Source organism: Sporosarcina pasadenensis (genome assembly GCF_047228845.1).
Classification (GTDB): domain Bacteria; phylum Bacillota; class Bacilli; order Bacillales_A; family Planococcaceae; genus Sporosarcina.
In genome coordinates this window covers 103,817-121,662 of the sequence record NZ_JBFEGM010000006.1, presented here as the reverse complement: position 1 = coordinate 121,662, position 17,846 = coordinate 103,817, and the positions used below count along the sequence as shown (strand labels likewise).

Below are 17,846 nucleotides of genomic sequence, written 5' to 3'. Positions count from 1 at the left end.
TTTCATTCGAAGATCAAAAGTCGCTCTATTAAAAGAATCCTAATTTGTCTTCGCTATAGCTGACGAGCATATTTTTCGTCTGTTGGTAGTGGGACAGCATTTGTAGGTGGTTTTCACGTCCGATTCCGGATGCTTTGTAGCCTCCGAAAGCGGCATGTGCCGGATATGCATGGTAGCAGTTCGTCCAGACGCGACCTGCTTCGATGCCACGTCCAAAGCGATACGCTGTATTCATATCGCGTGTCCAGACGCCCGCTCCTAGGCCGTATAATGTGTCGTTCGCAATTTCCAACGCTTCTTCCTTCGTCTTGAATGTCGTGACGGAAACGACCGGTCCGAAGATCTCCTCTTGGAAGATACGCATCTTGTTATTCCCTTTGAAGACAGTCGGTTTGACGTAATAGCCATCCGCCAGCTCTCCTCCGAGCTTGTTCTGCTCTCCACCAGCGAGGCACTCTGCCCCTTCCTGTTTCCCGATATCAAGGTACGATAGGATTTTTTCCAATTGCTCCGTCGAAGCTTGGGCACCCATCATGACTGTCGGATCGAGTGGGTTGCCGGTTTTGATCGCTTTGACGCGCTCGATTGCACGCTCGATGAATTTGTCGTAGATGGACTCCTGGATCAATGCACGTGAAGGGCATGTGCACACTTCCCCTTGGTTCAAGGCAAACATGACGAAGCCTTCAATCGCTTTATCCAGGAATTCATCGTCTTCCGCCATGACGTCCTCGAAGAAGATATTCGGTGATTTCCCGCCAAGCTCAAGCGTCATCGGAATCAAGTTCTGTGATGCATATTGCATGATGAGGCGGCCTGTCGTCGTCTCGCCTGTGAACGCGATTTTCCCGATCCGTGGGTTCGACGCAAGCGGCTTGCCCGCTTCGAGACCGAAACCGTTGACGATATTGACGACTCCTGCAGGCAATAGATCCTCGATCAATTCCATCAACACTAAGATGGATGCAGGCGTTTGCTCAGCCGGCTTCAGCACGACGCAGTTCCCTGCAGCGAGCGCAGGCGCAAGCTTCCATACCGCCATTAAGAGCGGGAAGTTCCAAGGGATGATCTGGCCGACTACCCCGATCGGCTCATGGAAATGGTACGCTACTGTATTGTTGTCGATTTGGCTGACGCCGCCTTCTTGCGAACGAATTGCTGAAGCGAAATATCTGAAATGGTCGATTGCGAGAGGTAAATCGGCATTCAGCGTTTCGCGAACCGCTTTACCGTTCTCCCATGTTTCGGCAACGGCAAGCATCTCAAGATTCGCTTCCATGCGATCAGCGATTTTCAACAAGATATTCGCCCGTTCCGTAACTGACGTTTTCCCCCAAGCATCCTTCGCGGCATGGGCTGCATCCAGCGCAAGCTCAATATCTTCAGCAGTCGAACGCGCCACTTGTGTAAACACTTTGCCCGTGACTGGCGTCGGGTTGTCGAAATACTGTCCATTCACCGGGGCTATCCATTTTCCGCCGATAAAATTATCATAGCGTTCCTTAAAATTCACCTTCGCCCCTTCTGTGTTCGGAAATGCATAAACGTGATTCTCAACAGCTTGTACCATGTTCCATTCCTCCCTATTCTTTAAAGATTGCTATAGTAAGTGCGAAAATTGCACACAAAGCCACCATATGCAGAAGCATGCAGCGCCATTCAACTTGAATGCGCTTACATTTAATGAATGAAGAGTCTGTGAATTCAATTCTATCTGACTATATAAACTATTGCAAGTTACATAGATTGACTTTTTACGTGAGAGCATTGTTTACCATTTGTTCATTCCGCCGTAATAATTTGTTCATACTTTCCTTTTACAATGAAAACAACGAGTACAAGAGAGGGGTTTTTATTTATGGAAAGTTCATTCGGCAAACGTTTCATCTCATCAGTCGGAGCCGGCATTCTCGGTTCTGCGCTTACGTTAGGCGTTGTGGCGAACACAGATATATTAGAGGCGAAAACAGTAAAGGAGGAAACGGCGGCTATGACGGAGAGTTCGTCCTCGACTCCGAATATCGTCCAAACTTCGGCGAACTCCCCCACTTCCCTTTCCGATATGGTGGAGCATGCATCGAAAGGGATTGTCGGTGTATCGAACTTTAAAAATAACGGCAACCGGTTCGCCGGCAGCACCGAGCTTTCAGAATTCGGAACAGGCTCCGGAGTCATCTATAAAATCGATGGGGATGATGCATATATCGTGACGAATAATCACGTTATTGAAGGTGCAGGCAAAATTGAAGTGACTTTACAAGGCGGTGAAAAGGAGACCGCGGAGCTGATCGGAAGCGATGCATTGACCGATTTGGCCGTCTTGAAGATTAGTAGCAAACAAGTCGACACCGCCCTGGAATTTGGCGATTCCGACAAATTGCGGGCTGGCGATCCGGTCGTCGCAATCGGAAATCCGCTCAGTCTTGATTTTTCCGGCACCGTCACGCAAGGCATCGTTAGCGCCCCATCACGTTCCATCGATGTAAAAACGACTGCAGGGAACTGGGAGATGAATGTTATCCAAACCGACGCGGCCATCAATCCTGGCAACAGCGGCGGCGCCCTTCTGACCCCTGATGGCAAAGTGATCGGCATCAACAGTTTAAAAATCGCAGATAACGGTGTGGAAGGCCTCGGGTTTGCCATCCCGAGCAATGACGTCGTCCCATTGCTTGAAGAAATCACGAAGAACGGAAAAATCGAGCGACCTTATATCGGTGTCAGCCTCGCAGACTTGGCCGACGTTCCGTATATGTATGTACAAAACCTCCCACAAGAAGTGAAAGGCGGAGTGATGGTCGCAAGTGTCGATCCGACATCTTCGGCGGGCAAGGCTGGATTGAAAGAGCAAGACGTCATCACTGCGATTAACGGAACCGACATTAACAACTCAATGGAGCTGCGAAAATTCCTCTATTCCGAGCTTAAAATCGGAGACAAAGCTAAGCTAACCGTTTACTCAGGCTCCCAAAAACGGACGATTGAATTGACATTGACGAGCAAATAAACAAAAGCGCAGGGCGCCTGCCTAGGGGCGACGGGCATAAGACAAAGATGCGGCGTGGCGCCCTTTGCCACATAGCAGCTTTGACTTATGACCCCGAGCCACTGGCGCCCGGAGTCTAGACGCCATACCAAGCTTTTATAGTTTCCTAAACGACTAAACACCTCTGCCAATTTTATGTTTGGCTGAGGTGTTTCATATTCATAGGTCTTTTTTACATAGTCTTGTATGAAATCATCTTGAAAGGCTCTTTCACGTTTGATAAAGTTAAAACAACTCATTCGTCTGACTATTCTGATGGGTGTAGGTGTATACTCAGAGATTTTCACTAAAAGAGGGGGATTTAGAATTGAAACCAGTCATCGGCATTACTTCCAACATAGATTCAAGTGCACATACGCTCCAACACACTTACATCCAAGCAGTCATCGCTACAGGAGGTATACCTCTTATCATACCGACAGGGGTGGAAAATGACGTACAGCAAATCACCACGCTGCTCGATGGATTACTGATCACAGGCGGAGGTGATATGAATCCTCAACTATTCGGTGAAGAGCCTCTGCCGCAGCTTGGAAACGTGACGCCAGAAAGAGACTCGATCGAATTGGAGCTCGCGCGGCATATGCTCGCTTTGGATAAACCAATCCTCGGCATTTGCAGAGGCCACCAAGTGCTGAATGTCGCTTTCGGCGGAACACTTTACCAGGACATCGCCTCGCAAAGCGCCAGTCCGGTATTGCAGCACGACCAAAAGGCGAAGAGGGATCACCAATCACACACGGTCCATATTGAAAAAGGCACTATCCTTGAGTCCATCGCGACATCCGATAAAATCTTAGTGAATTCTTTTCATCACCAAGCGTTAAAGGATGTCCCTTCTCCGCTCATCGTCTCTGGAAAAGCGAGTGACGGCATCATCGAAGCGGTTGAAAGTACGGATCACCAATTCGTTGTGGGCGTACAATGGCACCCTGAAGCGTTGATGCAAAATGCTGATCAAGTTTCCGTGCGCTTATTCGAGGCATATATGAAAGCTTGTGTTGAGAGGATGGCTGCCATTGAATATCATTGACCTGCATTGCGACGTACTGGCTAGAATGCATAAGGCAAAGGGGAAAATTTCATTTAAAGATTCTACTGATCTCGATGTTACTTACGAAAAACTGAAACAAGGCGGAGTTCTCATCCAAGCTTTCGCCATCTTCATTTCACCATCCATCAAGTCTGACCAAAAATTCCAGGCGGCTCTCGATCAAATCCATTATTTTTATACCGAAGTGATTGGCAAGACTCCGAACATGATAGCACTGAAATCGTGGGATGATTTTGACCGGCTTAAAAAGGGGCAGATCGGCGCTTTCCTTACGCTCGAGGGTGTCGATTGCATCGGAAATGATATACAGAAACTGTCGATTCTACGTGAACTTGGAGTCCTTTCGATAGGGTTGACGTGGAACAATGCGAACTTGGCTGCGGATGGAGTCGAGGAAGAGCGGGGTGCCGGCTTAACGGCGTTTGGTAAAGAAGTTATTCAATTCTGCAATGAAAATAACATTCTCTCGGATGTATCCCATCTTAGCGAAAAGGCGTTTTGGGACGTTTTGGACTTGACTCACTTTCCAATTGCGAGTCATTCCAATTCAAAAACAATTTGCGATCACCCTCGGAACTTGACAGATGAGCAGGCAACGCATTTATTCAAAAAGAATGGACTGATCCACGTCATCTACAACCCGCCTTTTGTTACCGAACAAGACTCTGCAACCATCTCGGACCTCATCACACATATTGACCACTTCTGCTCCCTTGGAGGCGTCGGTCAAATCGGATTAGGTTCGGACTTTGACGGCATCTCCGAAAAAGTTATCGGTCTTGAAGATGCCTCGATGCACCCCGCCTTGATCAATGAGCTGTTGATAAGGTATAGCGAGGATGAAGTGAAAGGATTTGCATACAAGAACTTCCTTGACCGCCGCCCAGGCAGGAAGGCCGTTCCACAATACTATTCAGGGGAAGGAGTATTCTTTCAGAGATAGTAGTTTTTCTGCGGTAACGGTTAAAGGAGTTGAATAATATGCTCGCCCGCTTAGATGATCGCTAAGCGGGTTTTTCTTCTTCATTCCGTTATAATTATAGAATAGAGAAACCTTTACTTAGGAGGACGACAAATGAATATCCTCGTAATTGAAGACAATGAAAGCGTCTCTTCCATGATCGAACTGTTTTTTGAAAAGGAAGGGATTCGCGGCGAATTTGTGAAGGACGGGCTCGAAGGCTATGAGCGGGCCATTTCCGGGAGTTGGGATTGTCTGATCATCGACTGGATGCTACCGGGGATGGACGGGGTGACGATTTGCAGGAAGCTTCGCCAAGCTGAAGTCGCAGTGCCGGTCATCATGCTGACAGCGAAGGATAGTGAATCCGACCAGGTGCTCGGACTTGAGATGGGTGCTGATGATTATGTGACGAAGCCGTTCAGCCCGCTTGCGCTCATGGCCCGCATCAAGGCAGTCACGCGCCGGTATGCTGTTGCGAAAGAAGATCGTGTTGACGTCGACACTTTGAAAACAAAACATTTCACTATTAATACCGCCACTCGCGAAGTGCTATTGGACGGCAAGCCCGTGCCGAATTTGACACCGAAGGAATTCGACCTGCTTCATTTTTTCATTCAGCATCCTAAGCAGGTATTTTCACGCGAGCAACTTTTGGATCGAGTGTGGGGCTATGACTTTTACGGTGACGACCGGACGGTGGATGTGCATATTAAACGGCTTCGTACAAAAGTGTCGATGGCAGATCAGCCGTTTTTCCATACAGTATGGGGCATCGGCTACCGATTTGACGAAACGACCGGTGACGCAGAATGAAAATCAAATATTTCCACCAGCAGCTGGCAAGCCATTTTAGTGTCATCATCATCGCTTTTCTAATCCTTAGCCTCCTGTTCTCCCATTTCGTCGAGCAATTCGTCTATGACAATAAAACCGAGGAGCTCGCCTCCTACGGACAATCGATTTTGACAGATATCGAGCAGGATCAAAGGAATTCCCGGTCGATCTTGAAATCTTATGGATATGTATTGGAAGGCCGGGATATCCAATACTCCTTATTCGACGAAAAGTCGGCCATCATTTATTCGACCGGAATTAGGACACCTTTAATCGAACTGAATGAGGAAGAGTGGCGGGCATTGCAAAGCGGAAAAACGATCACTGTGAAACAGGAATACAAACGGTTCGAACAAGCAGTCACTTTCGTCCTCCTCCCCTATTTCCACCGGAACCAGTTCGTCGGAGGGATTTTATTAACATCCCCCATTAAAGGATCCCGCGAAATCATTTCTCAGATGAACAGCTATTTGATCTACACGACGTTCATTGCACTCGCAATCGCATTGCTATTAAGCGGACTTCTATCGACATTCCATGGCAGACGCATCAAACGGTTGCGATCGGCAACCGCGAATGTGGCGCAAGGCGATTATTCGGTGCGGATACCGACAGCAGGTATCGATGAAGTAGGAGAGCTTGCAGGAGATTTTAACAAGATGGTCGAGAAACTCGAAGCATCGGCAGCGGAAATCCAAAGCCTTGAAAACCGCCGCCGGCAATTCATGGCGGACGTGTCGCATGAGCTACGAACGCCCCTCACGACAATCCGAGGCATCATCGAAGGATTACGCAATGACATGATTTCGGAATCCGAGAAGGAGCGTGGCCTTCAGCTCGCAAGCAGTGAAACGGTGCGCCTCATCCGTCTAGTGAATGAAAATCTCGACTACGAGAAAATCCGCTCCAACCAAGTAACGCTTCACAAACAGGAGATTCAACTAAAGGAACTGTTTGGCATCATTCAGGACCAATTGGAGGAAGCGGCGGAGGAACGCGGCGATAAAATAGTTGTGGAAGCAACGGAGGAATTTTCTGTCTTCGCGGATTACGATCGCCTCACCCAAGTGTTGATTAATATCGCAAAAAACAGCATCCAATTCACGCAAAACGGCACGATTTGGATGAGGGGCTACGCACAAGAGGAGAGCACGATCATTGAAATCGAGGATACAGGCATCGGAATGGACCCTGGTGAGATTGAAAAGATTTGGAGCCGGTTTTACAAGGCAATCGACTCACGGACGACGAATCCATATGGCGAGTTCGGATTAGGATTATCGATTGTGAAGCAACTGGTCACAATGCACGGCGGAACGATAACGGTTGAGAGTGAAAAAGGTGAAGGTACGAAATTTAGGATTGAGCTGCCGAATGATTGAGCTATCGCAACAGCACTGGACCTTGATTCCCCTGCATCACATATGCTAGGAATGCAAATCTTCCAATCTTGGTACGATACACATAATTAATCTAGTTGTACGAAAAAGAGGTGTCCTATTGAATTTTATCACTTGGATTATCGTTGCGTGTGAAATCGGATTTTGGGTTGTTATTGCAGCAGGACTTGTCACAAGATATATTTTCAATAAAAAACAACTCGGTTTATTTTTTCTAGCTTTAACGCCAGTCATTGATTTGCTATTGCTCATCGTTACAGCGAATGATCTCTACAACGGCGCCACCGCCACGCAGGTCCATGGAATTGCCGCCATCTATCTCGGTGTTTCCATCGCTTTCGGAAAAAGCATGATCCGTTGGGCGGACGAGAGGTTTCTGTATTATGTCAAAAAACAAGGCACGAAACCTGTCCGGAAATATGGGCTCGCTTATGCGAAACACTCGATGAAAGGCTCGTTGCAGCATGTGCTCGCATTCATCATCGGCGGCTCCTTCCTGTACCTGATGATTTACCTGATTGATGACCCTTCCAAAACAGAAGCATTAACCGGCATGTTGAAAGTTTGGGCGCTCGTCCTAGGAATCGATTTCGCAATCTCTGTCTCCTACTTCATGTGGCCAAGACCACCAAAAACTAGATAATCACAAAAAGCCGTTCCAATTCAATGGAGCGGCTTGCAATTATATCCTTCTTCTTTTAAACGTTTTGACGATACCATTCCGCAGCCGCTTCCACTTCCGTCCGTGTCAACGAATGTCCGTTCATTTCCCAATGGACTTCTGTCGACGCACCCGCTGCCGCCAATAGTTCCTGCAACTCCGTCGTCTCCTGCGCCGGACAGATCGGATCATTCTTCCCTGCTGCAATGAACACCGGAATTCCCGTTAAATTAGGAAGTTCGATTCCTCTCCTTGGCACCATAGGATGATGCAGAACGGCACCCTTCAACGAATCTGCATAATGGAACAACAGGCTTGCCGCTATATTTGCGCCGTTCGAATAACCGACAGCGACAATATTCGACCTGTCAAACCGATGCTCTTCTGCCGCCTCATCGAGGAACGTGTGCAATTCTTTCGTACGGAAGATAAGATCCTCCTCGTCGAAAACACCTTCAGCTAGTCTTCGGAAAAATCGCGGCATCCCATTTTCCAGTACATTCCCCCGCACACTTAGTACGGAAGCTTCAGGATCAATCAATCCTGCAAGCGGCAATAAATCCTGCTCCGTCCCGCCTGTTCCGTGCAATAAAAGAAGCGTCGGTTTAGACGGATCAGCTCCTTGCTTGAAAATATGTCTCATAGGTTCTCCCCCTTAATTTTTTACTGCGGCAATGTCAATTGCCCCCGGGCAACTTTGAATCATATCTTTCTCAAATCAATATATCTTGAATTCGAGACAATAATAACAGAATCCGATTCCGTTGTCAAAAAGGTTCACTCAAAGTTCGAGCAACGCCAATAATGGTAGGCGATCGCCTCTGACATGAAGGCGAGTCCCCTGCTCTCGACTTGCAGGATCGGCTGCCACGCCTCTCCTCTCCCTTTCATTAAATAGATTTCATGATGGGGAGCCGGGTCGAAATAGCCTGACATATCAAATGTGCCATGCCTTCTAAAAACAGCGTTCACTTCATAGTCGATTTTCGGCGCAGTCGTCAACGGATTGCCGACCGTATGCTCCAGCAGAAAACCACTTTCTCCTTTTTGATGGTCGGTCCTCTTCAGCGTAATACCGTCAGCGGACGCCTTCGCTTTTTCCCTAAAGCGCTTCAGATAATCGTATGCGACGGTCGGACCCACTTCTTTCGTGAAGGTCATCGGCTCACCGCTTTCGTCATAGGCAAGCTCAATATCGACACGCGTCCGGAAGCCTTCCCCGTTCGGATCGAACCCCCGTCCGTCCCCTTTGAAATAATGATTCGGAGACAACATGAACGGATTCCGAATCCATTCATCCTGAAGAAACGTGGTGTAGCGGAACTTCCACCTATCGACGTTTTCGATTTCCCGCTCCCGTTCATTGATTGGTTTCAGCATGTCGCTAGGCTTCCCGATCGATTTGATGGTTGTAAACGTTTCAACAGCCGATTCCGACGTGGACGTAGCTGGATTTAACATCCCAAACAAATTGGATACAGCCGATTTCACCGACGTCAACAGCTCCTCTGATTTTTTCAGCGGGCGTCTGGAACGGATCATATAGACGTATGACTGATCGACGTCAATGTCACGGTCAATGAATCTGTTCGTGTCAACCTTCGCCATGATTTCCCCGTTCCGGTAAACTTCATATTCTGTGATGTCCTTAATCCCCTCCCAAGAAAGCGCGATTTGCGTCCTTGCGACAATCGTCGTCATGACAAGCGATTGTAACGGGTTTTCGACATTTTTCTCTTCGGCAAAGGCCGATGTCTGCATGGCAATCACATCGACGACCTGATTGTTTTCCACACGCTCAATTATATAGTGATAGAGTTTTCCATGCTTGAAGTCACCGTCCTGGAATTCCGGAACAGATCCTTCATACAAATGCTTGCCGTCCTTGTACACATTATAAAATCCACCGACATCATTCCATGTGAATGAAATTAGGTCATGTTCATGCTTCACTGTTTTAATTTCAAATAACATACGGACCACCTCCTGCTTACATTTTGCTGCATTGACAGACCACCTAAACATTGCACGGCTTTTTATTGTCAATGCCCTCGTTGTGGGATGGTGAAACAATGTGGCTGTGATTTTTAATGCCAAAAAAACCCCTTCGTTTCATAACGAAAGGATCAATCCTCACTATTCAATAACTCTACCTTCACTGCAATGCCTCTTCTTTCCATATTCGCTCCGCTTGCGCACCGTCCTCTGTCACACGGACACGATAGACATCGGGATTCGTCAACGACTGCCATTCCTGGAAACCGATCCGCTCATCGTAACATCTCAATAGCAGCGTCATCAGATTCCCATGTGTCACAAGCACCGTCCGGGAACCATCCGGCAGCTCATCCACTACTTTACAAACACGCTCCATCGCTTCGTATGAAGATTCGCCGCCTTCGTATTTCAAATGGATATCGAGAAAGGAGTCCTCCAGTTTCAGAAGCCAATCTTCAAATGAATACGAGCTTAATGTCCGTTCCGCGAGCCGGCTGTCCTCTTCAAAATACATCCCTTTCTTTTCGGCAATCGGTTCCGCTGTCCTACGTGCACGGACGAAAGGACTCGTAATGATCCGGTCCACTTTCAGCTGCGTAAAAAATTCCGCCAGCTTCCCAGCCTGTACAATTCCTTCCGCAGTCAAATCAGCGTGTGGCGACTGCCCTTCTGCCGCACAGTGACGGACAATGTAAATGATCTTATCCAATTCGAACACCTCCATTCCTGTTTTTCCCTTGCTTGATTCAAAGGAAACATTGCTAGATTTATCTCAATAATAACACTTCTCCCATAAGCATAAAAAGCTCATTACAAGGGATCATAAAGCAATGGAGGTAGATGAAATGAATGATGCAAAGAAATTCACTGAAGCAGGAACCGATATTGAAGAAGTGAAACAGCAAAATGCAAACTCGGGCCTTACTTATAATGAAGTGAAGGAAATTCTTGCTCGTACTGGCGGCAAGGGGACCGCGCAGTTTAGCGACACGGACCCGGAACAAATAAAAAAAGCGAACGAGCCGACGATCGAATGAAAAATCCGGTTCCCCTAATGGGAACCGGATTTTTATTTCATATAACGATCGAGGAAGTGATCGACCTTCACTTTATACGTTTCTCCTGCAAGTGCAAAGGCCTCCCCATGGTTCGCGTTCGGGACGAGGAATATGTCCGTGTCGCTCTGAGTGCTTCGTTCCAATTCCCCAGCCATCTCCGTCGGAACGAATGTATCATTCATTCCGTGGATATAAAAGATCGGCACTTGCGCCTTCTTCACTTGTTTCAAAGCGCTTGCCTCCCTGAATGAATAACCGGCGCGGACTTTCGTCAATGCACTTGTGCTATCCAATAAAGGGAATGCCGGAAGATGGAACATCCGGTTCATTTGGTAGGTGAATAATTGGTAGACGGATTGGTATGGACTGTCTGCAATAATGGCATACACTTGGCGGGGAAGCTCTTCCTCGCCGCTTGCCATCAACACAGTCGCCGCTCCCATCGATAAACCATGGTACGCTACTTCTGTCGTCGGCCCAAGCTTCTGCACTAATAGATTCGTCCAATCGATCAAATCGAGCCGATCCGGCCAGCCGAATCCGTAATAATCACCTTCGCTTTTGCCATGCCCTCGCGCATCTGGCATGAAGATGTTGTAGTCTAATTCATTATGATAATACTGTCCGAAGAGCCCCATTTGCTTCGCGTTGCCTAAATAACCATGCGTCAAAATGACAAGCTTGTTCGTCGGTTTGGACGCAGGTAAATAGTAGCCCGATAGCTTCAGTCCATCCCGCGAGGTCAAGTGGAGCGTTTCGAACTTTTGAGCAGCGACCCACTGTTTCCAGCCACCGTTCAAGTAAAGCTCCAGCGTCTGATCGGACACTTCCAAATCGGCATTGCCCTGCAAGTACTCTTTCGGTCCGCGCTTGACAGCTAGCTCATAGAAAAAGAAGCTGCCCGCAATCTGTATGACAAGGAAGACGGTTGACAACAAAACCAATAATTTCTTCCAATGCATTTTAATCATTCTCATTCCCTTTATAGTCTCTTGGCATCAGGTGCCTACCATTATTATACAAGATAAACAGAGAATAATGAATAGAATATTTACGTTTTCATAAAATTGGCATGCATATGTGAGTAATCACCGTTTCACTACAATTCATAATGATTTTCAGCCGAAAAATTGAAGTGAATTAAATGAAACATAGAAGGGCCCATCAAATACCGTTCGTGCACGGTCAGTGATGAGCCCTTCAAATTGCTAATGAAAAAGCCGCGACTGATTGCAGGGGGAATGCAATCAATCGCGGCTCTCTCATTATTGGTCTTTTTCACGTTTTTTATTCTCATCTTCTTTTGCAGCTTTGTCCGCACTCTTAAATTCTTTTTGGTATAGCACTTCCTGGGTCGAGCTTAAACCGTAATTTCTTTCGGTCAGTCTTTCATGGGGTTCCTTTTTCTGTTTCATAGAAAAGCGCTCCTTTCCGTCAATCTACATTCAGTTTTCCCGGGCATCTGAATTTTATCCGGCTCAAATATTTCACCATTTATATGCTATCCATAAGATTCCCTGTTTCGTTACAGCTCGAGCAGGATATAAAAATATAGAAACGAAAATATAGCAATTCCCAGCACAGCTGTCATGGTTGTCCGTGGTGGAATCGAGTATAGTAATAGCAGGTGATGATATGAAAACAAAAATATATATCGACAATGAAGAATTTATTGCAGGCACGACATTGAAAGACGGAACTGCGCCTGAACATAATAATATGGCGTTCCATGCCTGTGTGAACCCCGAGACAGTACTGGAAAACCGAAAACGATTGGCGTCCTTCTTGCAATGCAATCCCAAGGATTTCGTCTGCGCCAGTCAAACCCATAGCGCAAATCTTCATAAAGTGACACTTGCGGATAAAGGGCGTGGCGCTCAAGTGGGAGCCACTGCCATCCCTGACACCGACGCACTGTATACGACTGAACCAAATCTTATACTATCCAGCTTCACCGCAGATTGTGTTCCGGTCATTTTCTGGAATGAAGTGAAAGGCCTCGTCGGAGTAATTCATTCAGGCTGGCAAGGTACAGTCAAGGAAATCACACTGAAGGTATTTGAGCATTTAAAAAAAGTTGAAGGGTGTAAGCCTGAAGATTTCCATGTGCGGATCGGCATGGCAATAAGTCAGGAGAAATTCGAAGTGGACGAGGATGTGTACGTGAAATTCAAAGCGCTCGGTTATGCGGATAAATTCATGTACTTCAATGAAACATCGGAAAAATACCATATTGACAACCAGAAAACTGTTAAGAAGCAATTGGAACTTGCGGGTGTCCCAGAAGGCAGGATTACAATTGATCGGACATGCACCTATGTAAGTCCGGATGGTTTCTCGTACCGTCAAGATAAGAAAGCGGGAAGACATCTGAGCTTTATTATGAAAAAAGGAAACTAATACGCTAATAAAAAGGAGTACCCGTCCTGCATGTGACAAAGCAGGATGAGTACTTCTTTTGTTTAGATGCAACTCACTCATTGAATCGTAAATTGCTTTACTATCTAGCTCTCGAATTTAGAAAAATCGGTTACGACAAGTGGCCCGATTTCTACAATTAGGTCGAAAGTTTCTTCGGTTACGCGAGGTGACTCGTCTTCTACTTGTACGTCGTTGATTGCGCGATGTTACCCGATTTCTGCTTGTGCAGCGACGATTGCGTGAAGTTCTTCTCATTTTATTTCCGCCACATCCGCATGACATAACGCGCGTTCGACTAGTACGTTTGCGATTACGTGAAGTGTTTCGTACTCTACTTGTGCGTTTGCGATTACGTGAAATTACCCGTACTCTGCTTGTGCGTTTGCGATTACGTGATGTTACCCGTACTCTGCTTGTGCGTTTGCGATTACGTGAAGTTACCCGTACTCTGCTTGTGCGTTTGCGATTACGTGAAGTTACCCGGACCCTATTGTTGCGTTTGTGGTTCCAGAATGCTGCCCAAAGATCTCCTGACCGTCGGCGGTTACGGGATGTTACCCGAACATTGTTTGTCTGTCGGCGATTGCGGGAAGTTATCCGTACCCGGCTAGTGCGCCGGCGTTTGCGGGAAGTATTTAGAACCCTGCTTGTGCGACGGCTCGTTCTACGTTTTCTCCGCGATGTTCTTCTGTTGCTTCGAGGATCCTGAAACATAAAGTCATCAAGCCCTAAATGACTGACCTTCTCCCTCGCTCTCCGTATTTCATCTTCAAAAAAGAGTGACATGTCCAAACCTCCCCTCTCATTATTCTGAGAAGGAATTCGTTAAAGTTTTTCGCTCTCACTAAAATTCCCCTCATAGTAAATTACGTCGCAAAACTGACAGGGATAGAGAGAAATGCACAAACTAAAACAAATTTTGTCATGCAACATCTTTCATTATTATTCATAGAAATAGAATAATGAGTGAAGGAGTGGGGTTTCATGGCAACTATCGAGAAATTACCTGAATACCGACTATTTATTCACCCTTTTGATGTTAATGAACTACGAAAAGATATTTGGATTGATGATCCTGTTTCTGCAAAGCTAACGATTAACGGAAAAAAATACGAAGTAGATATCGCATATCGTGGGTCCCACATTCGCGACTTCCCTAAAAAGTCCTACCAGATTTCCTTTTATAAACCTTCTACTTATAGAAATGCTAACGTATTACATTTAAATGCTGAATACAAGGATCCATCTTTCATTAGAAATAAACTTTCTTTTGATTTTTTTAATGCAATTGGTTGTCTAGCACCTAAAGCTCGGTTTGTCTTTTTGAAAGTAAATGGAAGAAACGAAGGAGTTTACTTGGAATTGGAATCAGTGGATGAACGATTCCTTGCAAATCGAAAATTGCCAGCCGGTTCTATTTTTTATGCAGTCGATGGGGATGCTAATTTTTCGTTAATGAGCGACTTAGATAAGGAAGTGAAAAAGTCCCTTGCTTTTGGATATGAGCAAAAATGCGGGACGCAAGAAGACACAGATCATTTACATAAAATGATCATAGACATTAATACAATTTCTAGGGATGACTTTGAAAAGGAAATCGCAAATTATATCAATGTGGATAAATATTTACGTTGGCTCGCCGGTGTAGTGTTCACTCAAAATTTCGATGGATTTGTCCATAACTATGCATTGTATCGGAACAAGGAGAATGGGTTATATGAAATCATTCCTTGGGACTACGACGCAACGTGGGGAAGAGATGTAAATGGCAAGGAAATGGAAAGTGATTATTTACGAGTTACTGGATTCAATACACTGACTGCAAGGATTCTTGATGTGAAAACATTTCGTAACCAATATAAAAATTTGTTAAAGGATATTGTAAACAATCAATTCACAGTGGATTATTTAAAGCCCAAAATAGAAAGAATGCATGCATCGCTTCGGCCTTATGTATTATTGGACCCGTATAAAAAAGACAGTATTGATCGTTTTGATAAAGAACCTGACTACATTCTAAACTATATCGAAGGACGCACGGCATTTATTAAAAGAGAAGTAGAGCTGCTTGATTAATTTGAAAAATCCACGCAGACCTTTTTTGAGGATTTGCGTGGATTTCAATATTATAGTGGACAAAGATCCACATATTCCAATTGCTTCAGCTCATCGATCATGTCCAGCCAATGTTGAGGTTTATTCGACAACACCGAATAGTAATCCGTTAAGAAATCGACGATGAGACTGGATGGGATTTCAGTCACTTGTTCATCCGTAGGCATGAAACAGAAATCCAATCCTTCCACTGCCTCTCCGTCGTTTTTCCACGAAGGATGGATGTATGGGAAATTGAGGCGCTTGTAGCCAAGATGGGAGAGCACTTCCCTCCGGACATACGGGTTCATGGCCATTACTCCGCCAAAATCGAAATCTTCCCGGTCATATGGATCATAAATTTCCGCGAACATGCCGAACAATGTTTTGCCATTTTCTTGCGCAAGCCGCTGTAAATCTTCTTCGCGCTTTTTCGCCAAGAAACGACCGATGCCGAGGCCCGACTGCCCGATAATCGTGAAATCCGTCATCGCGATATTCCAGTCCGGATAATAGCGGTACTCTGTCGCTCCGATGACTTCCCCTTCTTGCACTGCAACAAAGACGCGGATGCTCGGGTCTTCAAGTGGTTCTTTCCACAAATCGAAATCCAAAACCTCTTCCGGCGGGAAGATCTCCCCCAGTAATGTGTGCATCTTCGCGAATAGCGGATCTTCAATATCGTTTACGCGAATAAATTCCATTCTCTATTTCCCCCTTTGGAATGGATTCTTCCATTCCATCAATAACGCATAGTTATGCGACTCTTCATCTTCCAAATAGTTTTCAATCAACGTAACGGGCATGCGTCCGCAGCGGAGCAAAAATGTAACGACAGGATCCTTTAGCGTCCCTTGGACAACCTCATCGACATATTGCTGCGGGGATTTTTCACCAGAGACCTTCCCGTACCCGGGCATCCGGCCTCCGCCAAGGACCCGCTCAACATCAAGCTTAACGGCTAGTTGGTAGATTGCCTGCATCATCCACTTGCCCAGCCCCGCCTTCCGGAACTCAGGGCTGATGCAAATGTCGACAATATAAAGCGTGTTGCCGTCGGGATCATGGTTTCGAATAAACCCGCCATCCGTCACGTCTTCCCAAGTATGCATCGGCTCATCAGGATTGAAATTCACGAGCAAGCCCGTAAGCGATCCTATTATTCTTCCATCGTGCTCGACACAGACGGCTCCCTCAGGGAACAAGCTGACGTGATTCTCCAACTGTTCCCGGCTCCACCAAAGTTCTTCCGGGAATGGCGGCGGAAAGCAATCCGCCTGCAATGCGATCATGGCATCGAAGTCCGACCGTGTATAATTGCGGACGACAACAGGAATGAAACTCCCCTCATGGGAGACCATCACTTCACTGCGATATGCCACTGCTCTCGCTCCCGATTGGATTTGCTCCCCAATCTGTATACAGATCGGTTCTGCGATCTCGCCAAGTTGTCACCGAACCTTTCTCACGCACTTCGTACAACAAGCTCAAATCGAGATCAGCGGTAACAAGCATGTCGTCGTTCAGTTCGCCTTCCGCCGCCAAACCTTTCGGTGGGAACGGAATGTCGTTTGGCGTGATAATTGCGGCTTGCCCAAAGTTCGCGCGCATGAAATCGACCGTCTGCAAGGAGCCGACCGTCCCTGTCAACACGACATATACTTGGTTTTCAATGGCACGCGCGTGGCTCGTGTATCTGACGCGATGAAACCCATGACGATCGTCGGTGCAAGACGGACAGAAAATAACATCCGCCCCCGCCGCCTTCACCATCCGGACGATTTCGGGGAATTCGATATCGTAGCACGTAAGGATGGCAATCCTGCCCTTTTCCGTGTCGAAAACCTTGAGCTCGTCGCCCGCTGCCATATTCCATCCTTCGATTTCGAATGGGGTTATGTGCAATTTCGCTTGCTCTTCCACTGTGCCATCCGGGAAGAAAAGATGAGCGACATTATAAAGGCGCCCCTCACGCTGGATGACATGAGTGCCGCCGATAATATGCATGTTCGTTTCCTTTGCTATCGTTGTAAATAGTTCGATGTATTGATCGGTAAAGCCCGGTAGTGCCTCAATTGATAGTGCTTTTCCGTTTTCGTCACCAATGGAAAGCAACTGCGTCGTGAAGAATTCGGGAAATAAGACAAACTCTGCCCCGTATTCCTGGGCATTGCGAATATAGTGCTCACATTGCGCCGCAAACTCCTCAAAGGAGCTGATTGTATGCAGATGATATTGCACAGCAGAAACGCGAAGTTTCATTGACCTAACCCCCTAATATTTGTATTTAGCAACATCATAATACACGGGGAGGGT

Annotated in this window: 18 protein-coding genes; 9 read left to right on the top strand and 9 right to left on the bottom strand. The window is 46.5% G+C overall.

Annotated elements, in window-relative coordinates; all coding sequences use genetic code 11:
• Positions 1–28: 28 nt before the first annotated feature.
• Positions 29–1,570: an aldehyde dehydrogenase gene (gene adh / locus AB1K89_RS10025; protein WP_413054629.1), complete on the bottom strand. Its 1,542-nt coding sequence runs from the start codon at positions 1,568–1,570 to the stop codon at positions 29–31.
• 288 nt (positions 1,571–1,858) lie between these two features.
• Here adh and AB1K89_RS10020 point away from each other — a divergent pair, with 288 nt between their 5' ends.
• The 6 genes from AB1K89_RS10020 to AB1K89_RS09995 all read left to right on the top strand — a co-directional run bounded on the left by AB1K89_RS10020 (position 1,859) and on the right by AB1K89_RS09995 (position 7,941).
• On the top strand, positions 1,859–3,007 hold the full coding sequence (locus tag AB1K89_RS10020) for a S1C family serine protease (RefSeq protein WP_413054628.1): 1,149 nt from the start codon (positions 1,859–1,861) through the stop codon (positions 3,005–3,007).
• Between the two features lie 346 nt (positions 3,008–3,353).
• On the top strand, positions 3,354–4,079 hold the full coding sequence (locus AB1K89_RS10015) for a gamma-glutamyl-gamma-aminobutyrate hydrolase family protein (protein WP_413054627.1): 726 nt from the start codon (positions 3,354–3,356) through the stop codon (positions 4,077–4,079).
• Positions 4,066–5,043 (top strand): dipeptidase, encoded by a 978-nt coding sequence (locus tag AB1K89_RS10010; RefSeq protein WP_413054626.1) that lies wholly within the window; start codon positions 4,066–4,068, stop codon positions 5,041–5,043. Before AB1K89_RS10015 ends, AB1K89_RS10010 begins: the two co-directional genes overlap by 14 nt.
• A gap of 132 nt (positions 5,044–5,175) precedes the next feature.
• Positions 5,176–5,877, top strand: a complete 702-nt coding sequence (locus AB1K89_RS10005) for a winged helix-turn-helix domain-containing protein (RefSeq protein ID WP_413054625.1) — start codon at positions 5,176–5,178, stop codon at positions 5,875–5,877.
• Positions 5,874–7,280 carry a sensor histidine kinase gene (locus AB1K89_RS10000; RefSeq protein ID WP_413054624.1) on the top strand — a complete coding sequence of 469 codons (1,407 nt, stop codon included), beginning with the start codon at positions 5,874–5,876 and terminating at the stop codon, positions 7,278–7,280. Before AB1K89_RS10005 ends, AB1K89_RS10000 begins: the two co-directional genes overlap by 4 nt.
• A 118-nt stretch (positions 7,281–7,398) precedes the next feature.
• Positions 7,399–7,941 (top strand): hypothetical protein, encoded by a 543-nt coding sequence (locus tag AB1K89_RS09995; RefSeq protein WP_413054623.1) that lies wholly within the window; start codon positions 7,399–7,401, stop codon positions 7,939–7,941.
• 55 nt (positions 7,942–7,996) lie between these two features.
• Here AB1K89_RS09995 and AB1K89_RS09990 read toward each other — a convergent pair whose 3' ends face one another.
• The 3 genes from AB1K89_RS09990 to AB1K89_RS09980 all read right to left on the bottom strand — a co-directional run bounded on the left by AB1K89_RS09990 (position 7,997) and on the right by AB1K89_RS09980 (position 10,666).
• The gene (locus tag AB1K89_RS09990) at positions 7,997–8,602 is read right to left on the bottom strand and encodes an alpha/beta hydrolase (protein ID WP_413054622.1); all 606 of its coding nucleotides are present in this window, start codon (positions 8,600–8,602) and stop codon (positions 7,997–7,999) included.
• A 134-nt stretch (positions 8,603–8,736) separates the two neighbouring features.
• Positions 8,737–9,933: a DUF3238 domain-containing protein gene (locus tag AB1K89_RS09985; protein WP_413054621.1), complete on the bottom strand. Its 1,197-nt coding sequence runs from the start codon at positions 9,931–9,933 to the stop codon at positions 8,737–8,739.
• A gap of 181 nt (positions 9,934–10,114) precedes the next feature.
• Entirely contained in the window at positions 10,115–10,666 is a 552-nt protein-coding gene (locus tag AB1K89_RS09980) for a histidine phosphatase family protein (RefSeq protein WP_413054620.1), read from the bottom strand.
• Positions 10,667–10,802: 136 nt separating this feature from the next.
• Here AB1K89_RS09980 and AB1K89_RS09975 point away from each other — a divergent pair, with 136 nt between their 5' ends.
• Complete coding sequence (locus tag AB1K89_RS09975) at positions 10,803–10,994, top strand: gamma-type small acid-soluble spore protein (protein ID WP_413054619.1); 192 nt, start codon at positions 10,803–10,805, stop codon at positions 10,992–10,994.
• Positions 10,995–11,026: 32 nt separating this feature from the next.
• Here the strand turns inward: AB1K89_RS09975 and AB1K89_RS09970 are convergent, their stop codons facing one another.
• Both AB1K89_RS09970 and AB1K89_RS09965 read right to left on the bottom strand, forming a co-directional pair.
• Positions 11,027–11,992 (bottom strand): alpha/beta hydrolase, encoded by a 966-nt coding sequence (locus AB1K89_RS09970; RefSeq protein ID WP_413054618.1) that lies wholly within the window; start codon positions 11,990–11,992, stop codon positions 11,027–11,029.
• 288 nt (positions 11,993–12,280) lie between these two features.
• A complete protein-coding gene (locus AB1K89_RS09965; protein WP_413054617.1) occupies positions 12,281–12,430 on the bottom strand; it encodes a YfhE family protein in 150 nt (49 codons plus the stop codon).
• A 220-nt stretch (positions 12,431–12,650) separates the two neighbouring features.
• Here AB1K89_RS09965 and pgeF point away from each other — a divergent pair, with 220 nt between their 5' ends.
• A complete protein-coding gene (gene pgeF / locus AB1K89_RS09960; RefSeq protein ID WP_413054616.1) occupies positions 12,651–13,415 on the top strand; it encodes a peptidoglycan editing factor PgeF in 765 nt (254 codons plus the stop codon).
• Positions 13,416–14,420: 1,005 nt separating this feature from the next.
• The gene (locus AB1K89_RS09955; protein ID WP_413054615.1) at positions 14,421–15,512 is read left to right on the top strand and encodes a CotH kinase family protein; all 1,092 of its coding nucleotides are present in this window, start codon (positions 14,421–14,423) and stop codon (positions 15,510–15,512) included.
• A gap of 50 nt (positions 15,513–15,562) precedes the next feature.
• On the opposite strand, the gene AB1K89_RS09950 is transcribed toward AB1K89_RS09955, so the two are convergent.
• Genes AB1K89_RS09950 through AB1K89_RS09940 form a run of 3 tightly spaced genes read right to left on the bottom strand, consistent with a single transcriptional unit; the run spans position 15,563 to position 17,792 of the window.
• The gene (locus AB1K89_RS09950; RefSeq protein ID WP_413054614.1) at positions 15,563–16,234 is read right to left on the bottom strand and encodes a GNAT family N-acetyltransferase; all 672 of its coding nucleotides are present in this window, start codon (positions 16,232–16,234) and stop codon (positions 15,563–15,565) included.
• Between the two features lie 3 nt (positions 16,235–16,237).
• Positions 16,238–16,891, bottom strand: coding sequence for a GNAT family N-acetyltransferase (locus AB1K89_RS09945; RefSeq protein ID WP_413054733.1), 654 nt, complete (start codon positions 16,889–16,891; stop codon positions 16,238–16,240).
• Positions 16,892–16,895: 4 nt separating this feature from the next.
• Positions 16,896–17,792: a carbon-nitrogen hydrolase family protein gene (locus AB1K89_RS09940; protein ID WP_413054613.1), complete on the bottom strand. Its 897-nt coding sequence runs from the start codon at positions 17,790–17,792 to the stop codon at positions 16,896–16,898.
• Between the last annotated feature and the right edge of the window lie 54 nt (positions 17,793–17,846).

Excerpts from the sequence above, each read along its gene's own strand:
- adh (WP_413054629.1), bottom strand. The coding sequence starts at position 1,570 with ATGGTACAAGCTGTTGAGAATCACGTTTATGCATTTCCGAACACAGAA.
- AB1K89_RS10020 (WP_413054628.1), top strand. The coding sequence starts at position 1,859 with ATGGAAAGTTCATTCGGCAAACGTTTCATCTCATCAGTCGGAGCCGGC.
- AB1K89_RS10005 (WP_413054625.1), top strand. The coding sequence starts at position 5,176 with ATGAATATCCTCGTAATTGAAGACAATGAAAGCGTCTCTTCCATGATC.
- AB1K89_RS10000 (WP_413054624.1), top strand. The coding sequence starts at position 5,874 with ATGAAAATCAAATATTTCCACCAGCAGCTGGCAAGCCATTTTAGTGTC.
- AB1K89_RS09990 (WP_413054622.1), bottom strand. The coding sequence starts at position 8,602 with ATGAGACATATTTTCAAGCAAGGAGCTGATCCGTCTAAACCGACGCTT.
- AB1K89_RS09985 (WP_413054621.1), bottom strand. The coding sequence starts at position 9,933 with ATGTTATTTGAAATTAAAACAGTGAAGCATGAACATGACCTAATTTCA.
- AB1K89_RS09975 (WP_413054619.1), top strand. The coding sequence starts at position 10,803 with ATGAATGATGCAAAGAAATTCACTGAAGCAGGAACCGATATTGAAGAA.
- AB1K89_RS09970 (WP_413054618.1), bottom strand. The coding sequence starts at position 11,992 with ATGAGAATGATTAAAATGCATTGGAAGAAATTATTGGTTTTGTTGTCA.
- AB1K89_RS09965 (WP_413054617.1), bottom strand. The coding sequence starts at position 12,430 with ATGAAACAGAAAAAGGAACCCCATGAAAGACTGACCGAAAGAAATTAC.
- pgeF (WP_413054616.1), top strand. The coding sequence starts at position 12,651 with ATGAAAACAAAAATATATATCGACAATGAAGAATTTATTGCAGGCACG.
- AB1K89_RS09955 (WP_413054615.1), top strand. The coding sequence starts at position 14,421 with ATGGCAACTATCGAGAAATTACCTGAATACCGACTATTTATTCACCCT.
- AB1K89_RS09950 (WP_413054614.1), bottom strand. The coding sequence starts at position 16,234 with ATGGAATTTATTCGCGTAAACGATATTGAAGATCCGCTATTCGCGAAG.
- AB1K89_RS09945 (WP_413054733.1), bottom strand. The coding sequence starts at position 16,891 with ATGGTCTCCCATGAGGGGAGTTTCATTCCTGTTGTCGTCCGCAATTAT.
- AB1K89_RS09940 (WP_413054613.1), bottom strand. The coding sequence starts at position 17,792 with ATGAAACTTCGCGTTTCTGCTGTGCAATATCATCTGCATACAATCAGC.